At 72.3% G+C, this 16,837-nt stretch carries 14 protein-coding genes; 5 read left to right on the plus strand and 9 right to left on the minus strand.

The window, feature by feature from the left end:
- Window positions 1–73: 73 nt before the first annotated feature.
- Together A3IC_RS0103495 and A3IC_RS52270 are read right to left on the minus strand one after the other, a co-directional pair.
- The gene (locus A3IC_RS0103495; RefSeq protein WP_020548677.1) at window positions 74–1,057 is read right to left on the minus strand and encodes a ketopantoate reductase family protein; all 984 of its coding nucleotides are present in this window, start codon (window positions 1,055–1,057) and stop codon (window positions 74–76) included.
- A gap of 156 nt (window positions 1,058–1,213) precedes the next feature.
- Window positions 1,214–1,735: a GNAT family N-acetyltransferase gene (locus A3IC_RS52270; RefSeq protein WP_020548678.1), complete on the minus strand. Its 522-nt coding sequence runs from the start codon at window positions 1,733–1,735 to the stop codon at window positions 1,214–1,216.
- Window positions 1,736–2,035: 300 nt separating this feature from the next.
- On the opposite strand from A3IC_RS52270, the gene A3IC_RS0103505 reads away from it, so the two are divergent.
- On the plus strand, window positions 2,036–3,250 hold the full coding sequence (locus A3IC_RS0103505; protein ID WP_020548679.1) for a pyridoxal phosphate-dependent aminotransferase: 1,215 nt from the start codon (window positions 2,036–2,038) through the stop codon (window positions 3,248–3,250).
- 74 nt (window positions 3,251–3,324) lie between these two features.
- On the opposite strand, the gene A3IC_RS52275 is transcribed toward A3IC_RS0103505, so the two are convergent.
- Entirely contained in the window at window positions 3,325–4,242 is a 918-nt protein-coding gene (locus A3IC_RS52275) for an LLM class F420-dependent oxidoreductase (protein WP_020548680.1), read from the minus strand.
- Window positions 4,243–4,295: 53 nt separating this feature from the next.
- A complete protein-coding gene (locus tag A3IC_RS52280) occupies window positions 4,296–5,246 on the minus strand; it encodes a glutamate ABC transporter substrate-binding protein (protein WP_158695793.1) in 951 nt (316 codons plus the stop codon).
- A 190-nt stretch (window positions 5,247–5,436) separates the two neighbouring features.
- Between A3IC_RS52280 and gdhA the strand changes: the two genes are divergently transcribed.
- The 3 genes from gdhA to A3IC_RS0103530 all read left to right on the plus strand — a co-directional run bounded on the left by gdhA (window position 5,437) and on the right by A3IC_RS0103530 (window position 8,139).
- Window positions 5,437–6,798, plus strand: coding sequence for an NADP-specific glutamate dehydrogenase (gene gdhA / locus A3IC_RS0103520; RefSeq protein WP_020548682.1), 1,362 nt, complete (start codon window positions 5,437–5,439; stop codon window positions 6,796–6,798).
- A 547-nt stretch (window positions 6,799–7,345) separates the two neighbouring features.
- Window positions 7,346–7,729, plus strand: coding sequence for an RNHCP domain-containing protein (locus A3IC_RS0103525; protein ID WP_020548683.1), 384 nt, complete (start codon window positions 7,346–7,348; stop codon window positions 7,727–7,729).
- A 2-nt stretch (window positions 7,730–7,731) separates the two neighbouring features.
- On the plus strand, window positions 7,732–8,139 hold the full coding sequence (locus A3IC_RS0103530; protein WP_026217847.1) for an RNHCP domain-containing protein: 408 nt from the start codon (window positions 7,732–7,734) through the stop codon (window positions 8,137–8,139).
- Between the two features lie 180 nt (window positions 8,140–8,319).
- Here the strand turns inward: A3IC_RS0103530 and A3IC_RS0103535 are convergent, their stop codons facing one another.
- Together A3IC_RS0103535 and A3IC_RS0103540 are read right to left on the minus strand one after the other, a co-directional pair.
- Window positions 8,320–9,090: a siderophore-interacting protein gene (locus A3IC_RS0103535; RefSeq protein ID WP_020548685.1), complete on the minus strand. Its 771-nt coding sequence runs from the start codon at window positions 9,088–9,090 to the stop codon at window positions 8,320–8,322.
- A complete protein-coding gene (locus A3IC_RS0103540; RefSeq protein WP_020548686.1) occupies window positions 9,087–10,589 on the minus strand; it encodes an MFS transporter in 1,503 nt (500 codons plus the stop codon). Before A3IC_RS0103540 ends, A3IC_RS0103535 begins: the two co-directional genes overlap by 4 nt.
- A 123-nt stretch (window positions 10,590–10,712) precedes the next feature.
- On the opposite strand from A3IC_RS0103540, the gene A3IC_RS0103545 reads away from it, so the two are divergent.
- Window positions 10,713–11,624 carry a LysR family transcriptional regulator gene (locus A3IC_RS0103545; RefSeq protein ID WP_020548687.1) on the plus strand — a complete coding sequence of 304 codons (912 nt, stop codon included), beginning with the start codon at window positions 10,713–10,715 and terminating at the stop codon, window positions 11,622–11,624.
- A gap of 22 nt (window positions 11,625–11,646) precedes the next feature.
- On the opposite strand, the gene A3IC_RS0103550 is transcribed toward A3IC_RS0103545, so the two are convergent.
- From A3IC_RS0103550 to A3IC_RS0103560, 3 genes are all read right to left on the minus strand, one after another.
- Window positions 11,647–12,099, minus strand: coding sequence for a VOC family protein (locus A3IC_RS0103550; RefSeq protein ID WP_020548688.1), 453 nt, complete (start codon window positions 12,097–12,099; stop codon window positions 11,647–11,649).
- Window positions 12,100–12,287: 188 nt separating this feature from the next.
- Window positions 12,288–13,085, minus strand: coding sequence for a PhzF family phenazine biosynthesis protein (locus A3IC_RS0103555; protein ID WP_026217849.1), 798 nt, complete (start codon window positions 13,083–13,085; stop codon window positions 12,288–12,290).
- Window positions 13,086–13,090: 5 nt separating this feature from the next.
- Window positions 13,091–16,807 (minus strand): vWA domain-containing protein, encoded by a 3,717-nt coding sequence (locus A3IC_RS0103560; RefSeq protein WP_026217850.1) that lies wholly within the window; start codon window positions 16,805–16,807, stop codon window positions 13,091–13,093.
- Between the last annotated feature and the right edge of the window lie 30 nt (window positions 16,808–16,837).

The raw sequence follows: 16,837 nt of genomic DNA on the forward strand, positions 1-16,837 counted from the left end.
CAGGTTAGCGAGCGGCCGACATGCCGGTCACCGGCTTTTCCCGGCCGCTCCCGAATCGCGCGGCCCGGTGTCCTCAGCGAGCCGAATCCCGACCGTCCACGACGGCGCGCAGCAGGTCGAGTTCGGATACCGAGCCGGGTTCGCCGCCGGTCGCGACCAATCGGTTCGCCGCGCGCTGCAACTCGGCGTTGACCGGGGTCGGTACCCCGTGCAGTCGGCCGATCCGGACGATCTCGCCGTTGAGGTAGTCGGTCTCGATACCGCCGGTGTGGCGGTACAGGCTCTGCCAGGACGAGCCGCCGGGCCGCCGCTCACCACGCACCGGACGCACCTGGACGAGGGTGCTCACCGGCGCGAACTCGGCGTGGATGCCGGCCGAGAAGAGCACCGTGCGAGCCTCGTCCATGGCCAATCGGTCCAGATTGCCGCCGCGCGCGCTCGGGCCACACAGGGCCTCGACCGCGTTGCCCAGATTGGTCACCAGTTTGCCGTACTTGTACGCGGTGATGTCCTCGTACACCTCGGAGCCGTAGCCGGCCCCGGACAAGACACGTGACACCTGGGCCGCGAAGGTGTCCCGGCCGCGCGGGTGGCGGCCGATGTCCAGGACTCCGGTCACCGGCGACGAGTACGCGCGCACGATGCCCGGTTCCAGGAAGGCGGTCGGGCACGCGACCAGGACGCCGTAGACGTTCGCGAACAGGCGCAGCGCGGTGTCCTCGTTGGCCACGCCGTTTTGCGCGCACAGGATCGGCACCCGGGAATCGGCGTACCGGGCCAGCTGCCGCAGTGCGTCGGCGGTGTCGTGGGACTTCACGCACAGCACCACCGCGTCCACTTCGGCCCAGTCCACGCGCGGGTCCAGCGTCGCGATGTCGGTCACCGCGTCGAGACGCACCACGTCCTCACCGTCCGGGGACTGAACCCGCAGTCCGTGCGTGCGAATGGCGTCGACATGGGCGCGCCGGCCCACCAGGTGGACGTCGTGCCCCGCCTGCGCGAGGCGAGCACCGAGGACGCTGCCGATTGCCCCGGCCCCCAGGACTACAAATCGCATGGCCGATCCCTCCCCGACGCGAGAGGCCATCCAAACACGTCCCGGCATCGCCGTGGGGCCGGCGAGGCCACCGGTTTCCGGCCGGCGCGATGCCGCGGATCGTGCGGTGGGATCGGTACGCGGTCGGATCGGCGTCCGTCCGGAGCGACGCCCCGCTCAGGTGGACGCCCACGCGGGCACGTACCCACCGCCCCGATGCCCCGGACCGGACCCGCCGGACGGCGCCGGCGCGCGTCGTGCCGCGGGGACGTGCCGGATCGAGGTGTGCGGCTCGCCGTCCACGACGGTGCGCCCGCCGCGCGGCTCGAAGCCCCGACGGGTGAACCAGTCGGCGCTGCGCGCGTACACGTCGGAGATCACCGGGCGCGGGCCCGCCAGGACCAGGGCGTGCCGGACCAGGACGGTGGCGTGGCCCTGGCGCCGGTGCGACAACAACGTACACACGCGGCCCATCCGCAACAGGCCGTCCCCCTCCTCGGTCAGGCGCAGCGTGGACACCGCCACCCCGTCCTGTTCCGCCCACAGGTGCGCGGTACCGGGCTCGATGTCACGGCCGTCGGGATCGAGCCAGGGCTGTCGGCGTGCGACCACGAATACCCGGCTGCGCAGGGACAACAGCCGGTACAGACTCGCGGCGTCGATTTCGCCCGCAGTTCCGTAGAAGTACGACACGTCCATATGCCGCAGAGTGGCATCGCGAGCGCGCCGTCGGGTGTTTTGGATCTGCCACGCGGGCAACGCGCGGATGAACTCTTGTCGGCCAACCGGCGGCGTCACGAGTGGGTGCCGGCGCGGTCCCGAGCGGGTACCGGGTGATCCACGTGGCAAATATCCCACTGCGTGCCGGACCTCGGGCGTGGAAGACTCGCAGCGTCGCCCGCCCACACCGTGCACCCGAGGATCGCGCGGGCGATTGCCCTGCGAGGAGGAGATATCCAGGTGAGCGTCGAAGAGTTGTCGCAGCCACAACATCGTCCGTTGCCCGAGGTACGTCAATCGGGGAAGCTCGCGGACGTCTGTTACGACATCCGCGGCCCGGTCCTCGACGAGGCGAAACGCCTGGAGGACGAGGGCCACCGGATCCTCAAGCTGAACATCGGCAACCCGGCGCCGTTCGGCTTCGAGGCCCCCGACGAGATCCTGCACGACATGATCCGCAACCTCCCGGCCGCGCAGGGCTACTCGGATTCCAAGGGTGTGCTGTCCGCCCGCAGGGCGGTGGTGCAGCACTACCAGACGCGTGGCATCGAGGGCGTCGACGTCGACGACGTCTATCTGGGCAACGGCGTGTCCGAGCTGATCGTGATGGCTCTGCAGGCGCTGTTGAACAACGGCGACGAGGTGCTCGTGCCGATGCCGGACTACCCGCTGTGGACGGCCGCGGTGAGCCTGTCCGGCGGCACCCCGGTGCACTACCTGTGCGACGAGGGCGCGGAGTGGTACCCCGACCTCGACGACATCGCGGCCAAGATCACCGACCGTACCCGCGCGATCGTGGTGATCAATCCGAACAACCCGACCGGTTCGGTCTATCCGCAGCCGATCCTGGAAGGCATCGTCGACCTCGCCCGCCGGCACGGACTCCTCCTCCTCGCCGACGAGATCTACGACAAGATCCTCTACGACGACGCCGTCCACGTCCCGCTCGCCTCACTCGCGCCGGACCTGCTGTGTCTGACCTTCAACGGCCTGTCCAAGGCATACCGGGTGGCCGGATTCCGCTCCGGATGGCTGCTGTTGTCCGGCCCCAAGCGGCACGCGGCCAGCTACATCGAGGGCCTGAACATCCTGGCCAACATGCGCCTGTGCGCGAACGTGCCCTCGCAACACGCGATCGCCACCGCACTGGGCGGCTACCAGAGCATCAACGATCTGATCCTGCCCGGCGGCCGGCTGCACGCCCAGCGCGACGCCGCGTACGAGGCACTGACCTCGATCCCGGGGGTGACCTGCGTCAAGCCGAAGGGCGCGCTGTACGCGTTCCCGCGGATCGACCCGGACGTGTGCAAGATCGTCGACGACGAGAAGTTCGTCCTCGACCTGCTCCGGAGCCAGCGGATCCTGGTCGTGCAGGGCACCGGATTCAACTGGCACCAGCCGGACCACTTCCGCGTGGTGACCCTCCCCCAGGTCGACGACCTGACCGACGCGATCACCCGGATCGGCGACTTCATCGGCTCCTACAGCCAGTGACCCCACGATGACGCGAGGGCCCGGCGCCGGATGAGCGTCGGGCCCTGCCGCTCAGTCCGAAAGCGGGCGGCCGTTCAGCCCAGGAGCGGGCGCACGGCCAACTTCCGGACATGCGGCACCACCAGTTCGCCGAACGCGGCGGTCTGCTCCAGGTACTGCGCCCGTGACGTGGCCGGCAGGGTCAGCGTCACTCCGGTCACCCCGGCCTCGGCCTGCTCGGTCAGGTCCGCGACGATCGCCTCGTGGTCGATGCCGTCGCCGTCGAACATGCTCATCCCGCGCGGCATGAAGGTGACGTCGATCGGGTCGGTACGGCCCACCGAGGCCGCGTACTCGCGGGCGTAGTCCAGCCGCGCCGCCAGGTCGGCGAGCGTCTCCAGGCCCGGGGTCTTGAGGTACTTGGACGCGCCCGCCGGGGCCGGCATCGGCAACCAGCCGTCGCACAGGTCCACCACCCGGCGGATCGCCCGCTTGCTGTTGCCGCCCACCCAGATCGGGATCCGCGACTGCGCCGGACGCGGGCGCATGGTGTTGCCGCCCACACTCTCCCCGGTCCACGCCGCGCGCATCGCCCGCAGCGCGTCGTCCAGCACGTCGTTGCGGTTCGCGTAGTCGGCGCCCAGCGCGGCGAACTCGGACTCCAGGTAGCCCGCGCCCACACCCAGGATCACCCGGCCGCCGGACAACGCGTCCAGCGAGGAGATCATCTTCGCGGACAGATAAGGATTGCGGTACGCCGGTACGAACAGGTTGGTGTGCAATCGCAGCCGAGTGGTGGCCGCCGCCGCGAAGGACAGCGTGACCATCGGGTCGAGCGTGTGGTGGCCGCCGTGGGCGAGCCACTGGTCGCCGGGGAACGGGTGGTCGGTGGTGAAGACCGCGTCGAACCCGGCGGACTCGGCCGCGCGGGACATCTCCATCACGGCTTCGGCGCTGATCAGATCGGCGCCGGCCTCGACCAGGTGCGTGGGCAGTCCGAGCGAAAGGAACATGGCGGCAACGTAGCAGCGACCTGACGCATCGTCAGTAACCGCTGCCACAACGGTCATCCGCCGTAGGTGGTGGTCGGCGGCTTGGCCGGACCGAGCGCCGCGCGCAGCCACTTGTCGTACAGCGCCTGCCACCGGTCGTTGCTCTTCAGTTGCTCCAGCACGCCGTTGAGGAAGCGCACGAAGTCGGTCTGCCCCTTGGGTATCGCAATGCCCTTGACCTCCTCCACGGCGGTCGGCCCGACCACCTCCAGCCACGGGTCCTGCTCGCGCAGGCTCTCCAGGAGCGACGCATTGGTGTACGCCGCCGCCACCCGGCCCTCCTGGAGCGCGACCAGGCAGTCGGTGCGGTCCGCGACCGCGTACACCCGGGCCTTGGACTCGGCCACCCGGCGCTCGGGCGTGGTGTTCGAGGACACGCACACGTACTGTCCGGCCAGATCGGCCAGGCTCGCCACCTTGCTGCCCTTGGGCACCAAAAAGCGCAGCGCGTCGTCCAGGTACACGCCGGAGAACTCCACCTGTTGCCGGCGCTCGCAGGTGATGGTCATCGCGTCCACGACCATGTCCACCTGGCCCTCGACCAGGACGTCGATCCGGCGACCGGGCGGGATGGTCTTGAACTGGATCCGGTCGGCGTCGCCGAAGATCGCCTTGGAAACCTCGCGGGCCAGGTCGATGTCGAAGCCCTCGAGGGCTCCGGTGCTCGGATTGCGCGCGGCGAACATCCGGGTGTTCTGGTCGACGCCGACCCGCAGCCGACCTCGCTCCTGGATCGCCCGCATGGTCGAACCGGCGGGCATCGCGCCCGCCCGGTCCGGGGTGGTCGGGGTCAGGCTCCGACTCGGATCGCACGGCGGCGCCGGGACCGGTGGCGCGATCACCGGATCGGGCACGCCGACCTCGATCGGCGTGTACCGGGCCGGCGGCTCGGACCGCGCGTCGGCGCCGTCCGACCCGCTCGCCGCGCACGCGGTCGTCAGGAGCACAAGTGCCAGGGCCGCCACTCGACGTGACGCTGCATCAAATCTTATGGGCCACACGGGATGCAGCATCGCAGGTGGGGGCTCGACACGAACGAGGGCGTTCCCTCATCCCGACACGAACGCGACCAGCGATCATCCGGGTCCGCAGGACGGATAGCGTGACCGCACGCGATCGCCCGCGACGCGCCCGTCGACGGAAGGACAACCACCCATGAGTCCCCAGACATTCGCCGAGCTGACCGGCCCCGCAGCGACGACCTTCGACGAGGTGCTGCGTCGCAACCCCGGCGAGCCCGAGTTCCACCAGGCGGTGCACGAGGTGTTGGAAAGCCTCGCCGCGGCGCTCGCCAAGCGGCCCGAACTCGCCGACGCGGCGCTCTTGGAGCGGCTCGTGGAGCCCGAACGTCAGGTGCTGTTCCGGGTGCCGTGGACCGACGACTCCGGTCGGGTCCGGGTCAACCGCGGCTTTCGGGTCGAGTTCAACGGTGCGCTCGGTCCGTACAAGGGCGGGCTGCGCTTTCATCCCTCGGTCAACCTGAGCGTGGTCAAGTTCCTCGGCTTCGAACAGATCTTCAAGAACGCCCTCACCGGGCTGGGCATCGGCGGCGGGAAGGGCGGTTCGGACTTCGACCCGAAGGGCCGCTCGGACGCCGAGGTGATGCGCTTTTGTCAGTCGTTCATGACCGAGTTGTACCGACACCTGGGCGAGCACACCGACGTGCCGGCGGGCGACATCGGCGTCGGCGGGCGGGAGATCGGCTACCTGTTCGGCCAGTACCGGCGGATCACCAACCGGTACGAGTCCGGCGTGCTCACCGGCAAGGGCCTGGGCTGGGGCGGATCGCAGGTGCGCACCGAGGCGACCGGCTACGGCTGTGTGTACTTCCTGGCCGAGATGTTGCGGGTGCGCGGCGACGACCTGGTGGATCGCCGTGCGGTGGTCTCCGGTTCGGGCAACGTGTCGATCTTCGCGATCGAGAAGGCCCGCGAACTCGGCGCCCAGGTCGTGGCGGCGTCCGACTCGGCCGGCTACATCGTCGACGACAAGGGCATCGACCTGGATCTGCTCAAGGAGATCAAGCTGGAGCGGCGCGGCCGGATCGCGGACTACGCGGATCGTGTGCCGCACGCGCGCTACGTGTCGGGCGGCTCGGTCTGGGAGGTCCCGTGCGATGTCGCACTGCCCTGCGCGACGCAGAACGAACTCTCCGGTGCGGCTGCCACGCACCTGGTCAAGCACGGCCTGGCCGCGGTCGCGGAGGGCGCCAACATGCCGTGCACACCGGACGCGGTGCACGTCTTCCGGGCGGCGGGCGTGCCGTTCGCGCCCGGCAAGGCGGCGAACGCGGGCGGCGTGGCCACCTCGGCGCTGGAGATGGCGCAGAACGCGGCACGCACGTCGTGGAGCTTCGCCGACACCGACGCCCGGCTGGGCGCCATCATGCGTGACATCCACGCCATGTGCCTGGAGACGGCCGCCGAGCACGGCCACGAGGGCGACTACGTGCTGGGCGCCAACGTGGCCGGCTTCCTGCGCGTCGCCGAGGCGATGACCGCCTTCGGCGTGGTGTGACCGGGTAGACCCCGCGTCGTTGTCGTCGCCCGACCGTCTTCGCCCGACCGTCGGCGCCGGTCGGGCGACGACGTGCGGTCGACCGGCCGACGGAACACCTGTCGCGCACGCCCTCCGATCCGGGCTCGGCGGGCTCCGCGGCGACGCAGCCGAGCAACGCGTAAAGACGCGGGAACCGCCCTGGAACGGGCGCTCGGGGCGGTCCCGTCGCGGGTTCGGGCGACGGCCTCACCCGGCGGCTTCGCGGCGGGCGAAAATCGTTGGCCGGTCGCCGCTTCCGCTGTTACGTTCGCCGGGTCGCGTCCGCTCAGCGCGGACGTCCGCCCTCATCGGAAATCAGGTGTTGATGCCCCTGCCCGCGCCGAGCGCGCCTCATTCGACCGCGGCCGGATCCGGCGTCGGGAACCCTCCCGACCGCCACTGATCCTCCCGGTGGGCCGCCGGCCTGTCCGCGCCCGCCACGGCGGGCCGTGCCGACGGCCCCTCCCGAGAGCGCTCGGCGCTTCCTTGCTGCCTTTGCTTCCGCCTCCGGCAAGGAGATTTCCGAGTGTCCACCGGCAACCCCAACTCCGGTAAGCAGCACACCGTCCCACCACGCACCGACACCTTCGACTGTGTCCGCTGCGGCCTCACCGTGACCACCGTCGACCCGGCCGGCGGCCGGCGCAACCACTGCCCGAGCTGCCTGCATTCCCGGCACGTCCTCGACCGGGTCGAGGGCGGCCCGTCCGAGTGCATGGCGCGGATGTCGCCGATCTCGATCGCGGTGCTGCGCAGCGGCGACTGGATGATCGTGCACCGGTGCATCCGGTGTGACGAACTGACCTCGAACACGATCGCTCCGGACGACAATCAGCTCATCCTGATTCGGATGGCCGTCCGGCCGCTGGCCCAACCCCCGTTCCCGCTCGAAGTGTTCGGAGAGTGGTGACGGTGGCCCGGCGCAAACCGGCCGGTCGGCGCCCGCAGCGGTACAAGGACGTCACCCACGGGCGGACCGGGCGCGGCGACGCCTTCCGCTGCGTGGGTTGTCGGCTGGACGTGCCGTTGCTCGCGCCCGGTACGGCACATCGCAACCACTGTCCGCACTGCCTCACCAGCCTGCACCTCGACCGCCGCGTCCCGGGCGATCGAGCGGCCGACTGCCGGGGCCGAATGAGCGTGCTGAGCATGTCCGTTCGGGCGGACGGCGAATGGCAGCTGATCCATCAGTGCCAGTCCTGTGGGGCGCTGGGCGCGAACCGGATCGCCGGCGACGACAATCCGCTCGCCCTGATCCGGCTGGCGATGCGCCCGCTGACCGATCCGACCCGCCCGATCCGCGCGTTGCTCACGCTGTAGCGGAACCCGACCGGGTGACCCGGAATCCGGGCCCCGGCAATGGGCGGGTGGGGCGCCGGTCGTGTCGACGTCGACTCGACCGGCGCCCCAGGTCGGGGCCGACGCCGGGGATCGGCTCGACGGACCGGGCGGCCCCGGCGAGCCGACCGGTCCGGACAAGCCGGGCCGGGCCGGCCGCGGTCACTCCATGCCCGTTCGGCCCGGCGACCAGAAGGGCTTGGTGATCACCGAGCGGCGGTCCCACCCGTGGTCGGCGACGAGCCGATCGCGGACCAGCTTGACCGTCTTCGCCTCGCCCGCCACGTAGGCGATGCCCGGCGTCGCCGGCAGTGCCAGCCGGCCGACCGCCTCGGCCGGCATCGTCGAGGAAGCCGCCGACGCGTCGCCGCGGGTCAGCCAGGTGAGCCGCTCGGCGTGCGGCACCGGCAGCCGATCGGCCTCGGTCGCGGTCTCGATCACCCCGTACACGTTCACCGCGGGACCCACCGCCGCGATCATCGCGCCCAGCGCCACCGACGCGGTCTCCTCGCCGACGAACACGTGGTACGGCGCATCCGACCGCAGCACGAAGCGGCCCTCGGGTCGGCCGAACCGGACCCGGTCGCCGGGCCGCGCCGTCCGGCCCCACGCGGCTCCCGGTCCCGGCCCGCCGTCGTGGTCCAGCACGCACAAATCCAGCGTCCCGGCCGCCGGGTCGTTGTCCCACACCGAGTAGGTGCGCAGCAGATTGCCCGCGCCCTGGCGCCAACCGGCCGGCGAGAGCACGTCGTTCACATGCACCCGGACCTGCTGTCCGGGTTGGCAGGCCAGTCCGCGCAACGTGGCGTCGCCGATCCGGATCCGCCGCATCCGGGCCGCGATCGCCTCGGTCTCCACGATCGTGCCGGTCAGGAACACCCGGTCGAGCAGCCGCCCCACCGGCCCGCGTCGCCGACTGGTCACCCGGTTCATGCGGCACCGCCCGAGGCGGCCGGGGCGGCCGAGGCCACCGCGCGATCGCGATAGCCCATCGCGACCACCGCCGTGGCCACCAGCAGCAGGCCGCCCACCACCAGGAAGCCGACCGACATCGCGTCGGTGAACGAGTCCACGACACGCGCGTGTTCCGCGCCCGTGGTCCGGGACAGTTCCGCGGCCGGTTGACCGGAGAACCGGACGGCCAGGATGGTGCCGAACACCGCGACCCCCAACGCGGCGCCGACCTCGCGCGCGGCGGTGTTCAGTCCCGAGCCCAACCCCGACTGGTGGGCCGGGAGTTCGGAGACCACCCCGAAGGACAGCGCGGGCGCGCACAGACCGGTGCCCACCGAGAGGATCAACAGGAATCCGGCGTACACCGCGTACGGGGTGTGGGCGTCCACGCTCGCCATGCACAGCAGCCCGATCCCGATCAGGCTCAGCCCGAGCACCACCACCGGCCGGGTGCCGTAGCGCTGTTGAGCCTTGACCGCGACCTTGGGCGCGAGCGCCATGCCGACCGTGAGCGGGATGATCGCGAAGCCGGTGCGCAGCGCCGAGAAGCCCTTCACGTATTGCAGGTACTGGGCGTTGATGAAGAACAGCGAGAACAGCCCGAAGAAGCTCGCACCGATCCCGAGCACGCCCGCCCGCAGCTTGGCGGACTTGAACACGCGCGGGTCGAGCAGCGGGTGCTCGGCGCGCAGCGCGTGCGACACGAAGCCGGTCAGCAGCAGGGCGCCGAGCGCGAAGCCGCCGATCACATGAGCGGAGCCCCAGCCGAATTCCGGGCCCTCGATGATCCCGTACAGCAGCGCGACCAGGCCGGTGATCAGCAGTGCGGATCCGATCGGGTCGAGCACGGCCGGGTGGGTGGCGGTACGCGGGGTGACCCACTGGACGACCGCGGCCAGCACCGCGGCCAGGGGGACCATGATCCAGAACAGCCCCTGCCAGGGCAGGTACTCCTGGACCAGACCGCCGCCCACGTTGCCGAGCAGACCGCCCAGGCCGACCGCCAGGGTCCAGGACGCCATCGCCTGCGGTCGGCGTTCGGCCGGGAAGACGTGCATCAGGATGGACATGGTCGCGGGCATGATCAGCGCGGCACCCGCGCCGGAGATGCCGCGGCCGGCGATCAGCGTGGCCGAGTCGGTGGCGAGGGCGCTGACCGCGGCGCCGGCGGCGAACACGCCGAGCCCGGCGAGCAGCGCGCCCTTGCGACCGTAGCGGTCACCGAGGGCGCCGGCGGGGATCAACAGTCCGGCGAAGACGATCACGTAGGCGTCGACGATCCACAGGATGCTGTCGGCGGACGGGTGCAGCCGGGACGCGGCCAGTTGCGGAATGGCCAGGTTGATCGCGGCGACCATGCTCTGCGCGACCAGCACGCAGGCGCACATCGCGATCAGTACGGCGCGCGACGCACCGGCGCGACCGGGTTCGGCGCCGCCGGCGCGATGCGCCGGCGCGGCCAGGACAGGCGTGGACATGGGTCCCCCAGGAAGAGCCGACTGACGGAAGAGGAAGGGGTGATGCGGGGAACTGCGTGTCCGGACCCCTTCACCGTAGGCTGGGACGTCGAGTGACTCCAGTGCATGTTTTGCATGGGAAGGATGCGTGTGACGCAATCGGGAATCGACCTCAACCTGCTCACCGCACTGGACGCGCTCCTGGAGGAGTGCAGCGTCTCCGGCGCGGCGCGGCGCATGCACCTGTCCGAGCCCGCGATGAGCCGTACCCTCGGCCGGATCCGCAAGGCGCTGGGCGATCCGGTCCTGGTCCGGGCCGGCCGCTCGATGGTGCCCACTCCGCACGCACTGGCCATCCGGGCCGAGGTGCGGATCATCGTGGAACGCGCCCAAACCCTGTTCAGCACCGCCGGCGAGGTGGATCTGCGCACCCTGTCGCGCACCTTCACCGTACTCGCGCACGACGCCTTCACCGCGGCGTGCGCCACGCCGCTGTTCGAGCGGGCGGCGCGGGAGGCGCCGGGGGTGCGGCTGAAGTTCCTCGCGGAGAGCTACGTCGACACCCCGGCGCTGCGCGAGGGGGTCGCCGACCTGGAGGTGGGCGTGATCGACACCGTCTCGCCGGAGGTGCGCACCGAGCACCTCCACAACGACCACATGGTCGCGTGCGTCCGGGTCGGTCACCCGCTGCTGAACGGTCGGTGCACCGCCGAGCGGTTCGCCGCCGCCGAGCACCTGATCGTCTCGCGCCGGGGCAAGCTGCACGGACCGGTCGACTCCGCGCTGGCCGAACTGGGCCTGACCCGACGGGTGGTGGGCACCGTCCCGACCTTCCCGTCCTCGCTGTTCATCCTCCGGGCCGGCGACCTGGTCGGCTTGGTCGCGAACCAACTCACCACGATGGTCGAGCAGATGGGGCTGCGCACGTTCGAGGTGCCGTTGGACCTGCCGCCGCTGCCGATGGGCCTGGCCTGGCATCCGCGCAACGACGCCGATCCGGGGCACGCGTGGCTGCGCCGGTGTCTGCGCGACGCGATGACGACGTTGACCCGGTGAGCGAGCGCGAGTCCCGGCCGGGTCAGCCGTCCAGCTTCATCAGTTCCACTCGGGTCCCGTCCGGGTCGGCCAGGAAGACCAGTTCGGTCGAGCCGGTGTCGCTGCGCAGACTGGCCCGCGTGTCGGCCAGCAGCGTGCCGCCGTGCGCGACCAGGCGCGCCGCGGCGGCGTCCACGTCCTCGACGATGAAGGACAGGTGGGTCAGCCCGAGTTGGTTGCGCCGCCGCGACGGCTCGCCCAGCGGGTCCGGCGAGGTGTAGTGCAGCAGTTCCACGACCATGCCCGCCTTGGCGATCATCTGCGACACCAGGCGCACATCGCCCTCGACCTCCAGGGTGTGGGCGACCTCGTTGCCCACGTCGTAGCGCACCACCGGAGCGAAGCCCAGGCCGTCGCAGTAGAACCTCAGCGCCCGGTCCAGATCGGTGACACACAGACCCAGGTGGGACGCGTTGTAGCTGATGGCCTCGGACATGGTGCGACTCCCGGCTTTGCTGACGGTGCGTCAGGTCGGTTGGTGCCCGCACGCTAGCAACGGCGGGCACAATGATCCACCGTCGTATCCGGCCCGCCCGCGCGCTGCGGCCCCACCCGATGCCGATCCGCGCAGTGCCGATCCGCCGGTCCCGCCCCGCGCGCCCCCGCCGCTCCGCCGTGCCCCGCTCAGTCGGTGACCAGGTCGCCCTCCAGCACCGTGACCGCCCCTCCCGACAGCCGCACCCGGTCGCCGACCAACTCCACGCCGACCGTGCCGCCGCGCGCCGACAGTTGCGCGCCGTTCATCCGCCTGCGGTCCAGGCGCGGCGCCCAGTACGGACCGAGCACGCAGTGCGCCGAACCGGTGACCGGATCCTCGGCGACGCCCACCGAGGGGGCGAACACGCGCGAGACGAAGTCGGCCCGACCCTCGCCCGCGGCGGTGATGATCAGCGCCCGGTACGGCAGCGCGGCGATCATCTCCAGGTCCGGGACCACCGCCCGTACGGCCGCCTCGGACGCCACCTCGACCAGCAGGTCGTCACCACCCGCGGCCACCCGGATCGGCTCGACCCCCAGGGCCAGACCCAGGTCGGCCGGTACCGGCACCTCGCGCGGCGGCAGCGCGGGGAAGTCCAGGAGCACACCGGAACTGTCCAGGGTCGCGGTGAGCACCCCGCTGCGGGTCGCGAAGCGGATCCGCGAAGCGCTCGCCAGGCCCTGCCCGAACAGCACGTGCGCGGTCGCCAGGGTCGCGTGCCCGCACAGGTCCACCTCGGTCTGCGGGGTGAACCAGCGCAGCGTGAAGTCCGCGTCGACGCCCGCCGCGGGCACCGCGAACGCGGTCTCGGAATGCCGCATCTCGGCCGCGACCGACTGCATCCAGGCGACGTCGTCGGCATGCGCGGAGTCGGGCAGACACACCCCCGCCGGATTGCCTCGGAACGGTCGATCGGTGAACGCGTCCACGATAAAAATCCGCATGCCGGTCACGGTACCCGGCGGTGTCGAACACGGGGACGTACCCACGACCACCCGAACCACACGGCGCCGCCGAACGTGAGCGTGCCCAGGCCCACCAGCAGCCACGGCCACCAGCTGAGGTCCACCCGTTCGTCGCCCCGATAGAGCAGGTCGTCGCCGGACACCTCCGGTCGCAGTTCGAGCCGGGTGTTCGGCAGGTGCTCCTTGAACGACTCGGCCAGCGGCGTGTGCACCTCGCCGACCACGCGCGCCCTGGCCTCGTAGTGGCCGGCGTCCGCCCACATGCCGTCGGTGCGGTGCGTACGCGCGGCGAGGTTGACCGAGAAATAGACCGGTCGACCCGGCGACAACAACGGCGCGCCGTCCTTGAGGCCGACCACCCCGACGCCGTCCACCCGCAGCCGGGTGACCTGGAGCGGGACCCGGGTCGTGGTCGCGACCAGGCGCAGGCACAATTCGCGGCCCGAGGACAGGTCGAGCCGGGTGTTCGGCGGCACCGGTTGGAACGTGCGGCAGTCCAGCGCGTCCGGCTGCTCGGCCGGCGGCATCAACCACGTCGCCTGCACACCCCGGTCCCGGTCCGCCGCCACGATCCGGGCGGCGCTGCGCAGTTGCAGACCGGTTCGGGCCTGGGTCAGGCCGGCGCCCGGGTCGGCCGGGTTGTCCCGCAGGACGCGCGTGTCCGACAACACCCGTTGCAGGGCCGGCCCCGCGCTGCTGTCGCTCGCCAGCGGGATCGCGAAGCCGGTGACCGTGCGACCCTCCTCGCCGAGCCGGTCGAAGTCCTTGCGCAGGTCCGGGCCGACCGCGTCGCGGGCCGCGTCCGAGAGCAGCAGCACCCCGTTCACCGAGTTCGGCGCGGAGGTGCGCAGTACGGTCAGCGCCCGGTCCAGCGCCGCATGCAGATCGGCGGGCTCCGATGCCCGAGTCGACGGCGGGGTGCCGGCCGAGCCGCCCTCCGGCGGATCACCGGCCCGCGGGGCGGGCAACCGCGCGGCCATCGCGGCCGGATCGGTGACCGGTTCGAGGCCGTTGCCGTACTCGGTCGCGGTGCCGTCGAAGCTGATCAGCGAGACCCGGTCGGACGCAGTGAACCGGCCCAGGAACGCGGTCATCGCGGTCTTGACCGCGGCGTAGCGACCGGTGCGGTTCATCGACTCCGAAGCGTCGACCAGGATCACGTAGTTCGCGCCCTCGCGGTCCGCGCCCAGGCTCGCGATCAGCCGCTCGGCGCCGTACGGATCTGCCGGCTCGGCACCGACCGCCGCCGGCCGCGCGGCCGCCGCCGAGTCGTGCGCGGGCACCGCGGCCCACAGCGCGATCAGGGTCAGGACCACCGCGACGGCGAGCGCCCGCGGCCCCTCGCCGTGTTTGAGCGCGGCCCGCAGTTGTTTGAGGTGTCGGCGGAACGCGTCGAACTCGTCCTGTTCGCGCTCGACGATCAGCAGTGCCGCCTCCGGCCCCCAGCTGTGCGCGGCGATCAGCACCCGAATCGCCCGCAGTTCCTCGCGTGCCTGCGCCGGGGTCGGCCCGCGGGCGGTCAGTTCGCGTTCCAGATGGGGCAGCAGCAGGTCGCGCTCGCGGTCGCCGGCGCCGTGCCACCAGCGGCCGACCTCGCGCACGTACAGGTCGCGGCGCGCCCGGGCCGGACCGTCGACGATCTCACCCGCCCACACCCGGGCCGCCGCTTCGGCGTCCGCCCCGAGCAGCGCGTCGCGGAACCAGCCGCTCGCGGCGCGCGCGGCCAGTTCCGGGCGGGCCCGGGCGACCGCCGCCCACCACTCGTTGTCCAGACCGGGCAGTTCGGCCAGGCGGGGGTCGGCGAGTACCGCGTCCGCGACCGCGGCGGTGACCGCGGGATCGCCGGAGCGGACGAGTTCGCCGAGCAGTTCGGCGGTGACCGGCACGGCACGCAGCAGCGCGGCGATCCAACCGGCGAACCGCCCCTCGGCGACCGGCTCGTGCCGCAGCGCCAACAGGTCCGCCGCGACGTACGGCCCGTCCGCGGGCGCGCCGCCCAGCGCGAGCCGCAGCACGTCGGCGCGTACCCGGGCGGCGACCGGGGCCTGGGCACCCAGCGGGGTGCCCAGGAGGGCGGCCAGGCCCTGTGCGGCGGGATCCGCGCGGCGGTCGGTGAGCGGGACCAGGGTCGGCCACAGGTCGTGCAGGACGGCGGCGATCGTCGCGGAGTCGGTGTGCCCGGCCAGGCGCAGCGTGAACACCGCCTCGGCACTCGGTATTTCGGCCGTCCGCAGGCGCTCGCCCGCCAACAGCGCGTACGGCGCGAGCCATTCGGGCGCGCGATCGTCCCACGGCCGAATCACCTCCAGCCACGCGCGCAGATCCGCGCCCGAGGTGTCCAGGAGCCGGCGCAGCACCACCGGGTGGTTCCACAGCGCGTCGTAGAGCGCGGGCACGTCGGTGGTCGGCGCCGGGCCCAACAGTCGGCACAGGTCGGCGATCAGCGCCTCGGGCGAGACCGAACCGGCGTCGACCCGGCTCGCGCCGTCCGCCGCCGGGTCCGCGCCGCGCGGGGCTCGCGGTTCGGTGCCGGCGGGCGGGGTGGCGCCGGCCAGCAGCGGTGGCACCGGGCCCAGCAGGACGTGCACGAGCCGATCGCCTCGCCCCGCCGCCACCGCCGTGTTCCAGCCGACCGCCAACCCCGCCGGCCGGGCCCGCAGCGCGGCGGCCATGTCCCGGGTCACCTCGTCGCCGTCCTCCGCGCGCCAGCGCTCGGCGATCGGGGCGGCCAGCGTGGTGTCCCCGCTCAACAACCGGTCCAGCGCGGACGCGGGACGTGCCTCGATCGCGGGCGCCCGCGCGGCGGGGCCGGCCGCGGCGGCGCCCACGAACTCGGCGGCCGAGCGCCGCGTATCGACGCCCTCGCCCACCCCGGCGGCCCGCGCGCCCGCCTCGGCGAGCAACCCGAGCAGGTGATCCCCGGCGGCGGGCATGCCGGGTTCGTGCAGCGTCGCGAGTGCGGCGATCAGCGGGTCGAGCCCGACGCGGCGGCGCAGCGTGGTCAGTTCGCCCAGATAGGCGCGGGCCGCGGGCAGATCGGGCAGATCGGGCATGCCGTCCAGGGCGACCCGCACCGTGCCAGGGGCGGGCACCCGGCCGAAGGCCAGCCGCGGTCGCAGTCGTCCGGTGGAGCCCATCGAGGTGGCGAAGCGCAGCCCGGCGCGGCAGCCGTACGGCAACAACGCGGCCACTCGGTCCAGGAGTTCCAGTCGGCCCCGGGTGTCCAGGCGGTCCGCGCCGGTGATCACCACCGGGCCGGCCAGGACCGCCGCCGCGACGCCCGCGAGCCATCCGAAGTCGCCCGCCCGAACACCGACCTCGGCCGGCGAGCCGGGCAGCCGGACCCGCAGCGGTCGCTCCCGGTCGGTGGGCAGTTCGATGCCGCGAAAGGCCAGCCACAGCGCGGTGTAGCCGGCCGTGGCGGCGGCGATCTCGGCGTACGGCGCGGTGAAGTAGCGGACGCCGTCCGCATCGCGCAGGGTCATCGCGACGAACGGGTCCTCGCGTCCGGTGCTGGTCAGTCCCACCCACCCGGGCGGCGCGTACTCGTCCAGGGTCGGTCGCACCAGCCGCTCGAAGTGTGCCCGTCGTTCCGGCCCCGCGCTGCACGCCGGCACCCGACCGTCGTGGTACCAGGCCCAATGCGCCCGCAGCGTGCCCGCGGTCTCGCGAGGGCGGTCGTGTCGGTCGGTCGCGTCCACGTGAGCCTTTCTGTGCGCGGGGTGGCGGTC

Source organism: Embleya scabrispora DSM 41855, from assembly GCF_000372745.1.
Taxonomy (GTDB): domain Bacteria; phylum Actinomycetota; class Actinomycetes; order Streptomycetales; family Streptomycetaceae; genus Embleya; species Embleya scabrispora.

What these genes read in the sequence shown, in the direction of transcription:
- A3IC_RS0103495 (WP_020548677.1), bottom strand. Translation starts at nt 1,057, where the DNA reads ATGCGATTTGTAGTCCTGGGGGCCGGGGCAATCGGCAGCGTCCTCGGT.
- A3IC_RS52270 (WP_020548678.1), bottom strand. Translation starts at nt 1,735, where the DNA reads ATGGACGTGTCGTACTTCTACGGAACTGCGGGCGAAATCGACGCCGCG.
- A3IC_RS52275 (WP_020548680.1), bottom strand. Translation starts at nt 4,242, where the DNA reads ATGTTCCTTTCGCTCGGACTGCCCACGCACCTGGTCGAGGCCGGCGCC.
- gdhA (WP_020548682.1), top strand. Translation starts at nt 5,437, where the DNA reads ATGAGTCCCCAGACATTCGCCGAGCTGACCGGCCCCGCAGCGACGACC.
- A3IC_RS0103535 (WP_020548685.1), bottom strand. Translation starts at nt 9,090, where the DNA reads ATGAACCGGGTGACCAGTCGGCGACGCGGGCCGGTGGGGCGGCTGCTC.
- A3IC_RS0103540 (WP_020548686.1), bottom strand. Translation starts at nt 10,589, where the DNA reads ATGTCCACGCCTGTCCTGGCCGCGCCGGCGCATCGCGCCGGCGGCGCC.
- A3IC_RS0103545 (WP_020548687.1), top strand. Translation starts at nt 10,713, where the DNA reads ATGCGTGTGACGCAATCGGGAATCGACCTCAACCTGCTCACCGCACTG.
- A3IC_RS0103550 (WP_020548688.1), bottom strand. Translation starts at nt 12,099, where the DNA reads ATGTCCGAGGCCATCAGCTACAACGCGTCCCACCTGGGTCTGTGTGTC.
- A3IC_RS0103555 (WP_026217849.1), bottom strand. Translation starts at nt 13,085, where the DNA reads ATGCGGATTTTTATCGTGGACGCGTTCACCGATCGACCGTTCCGAGGC.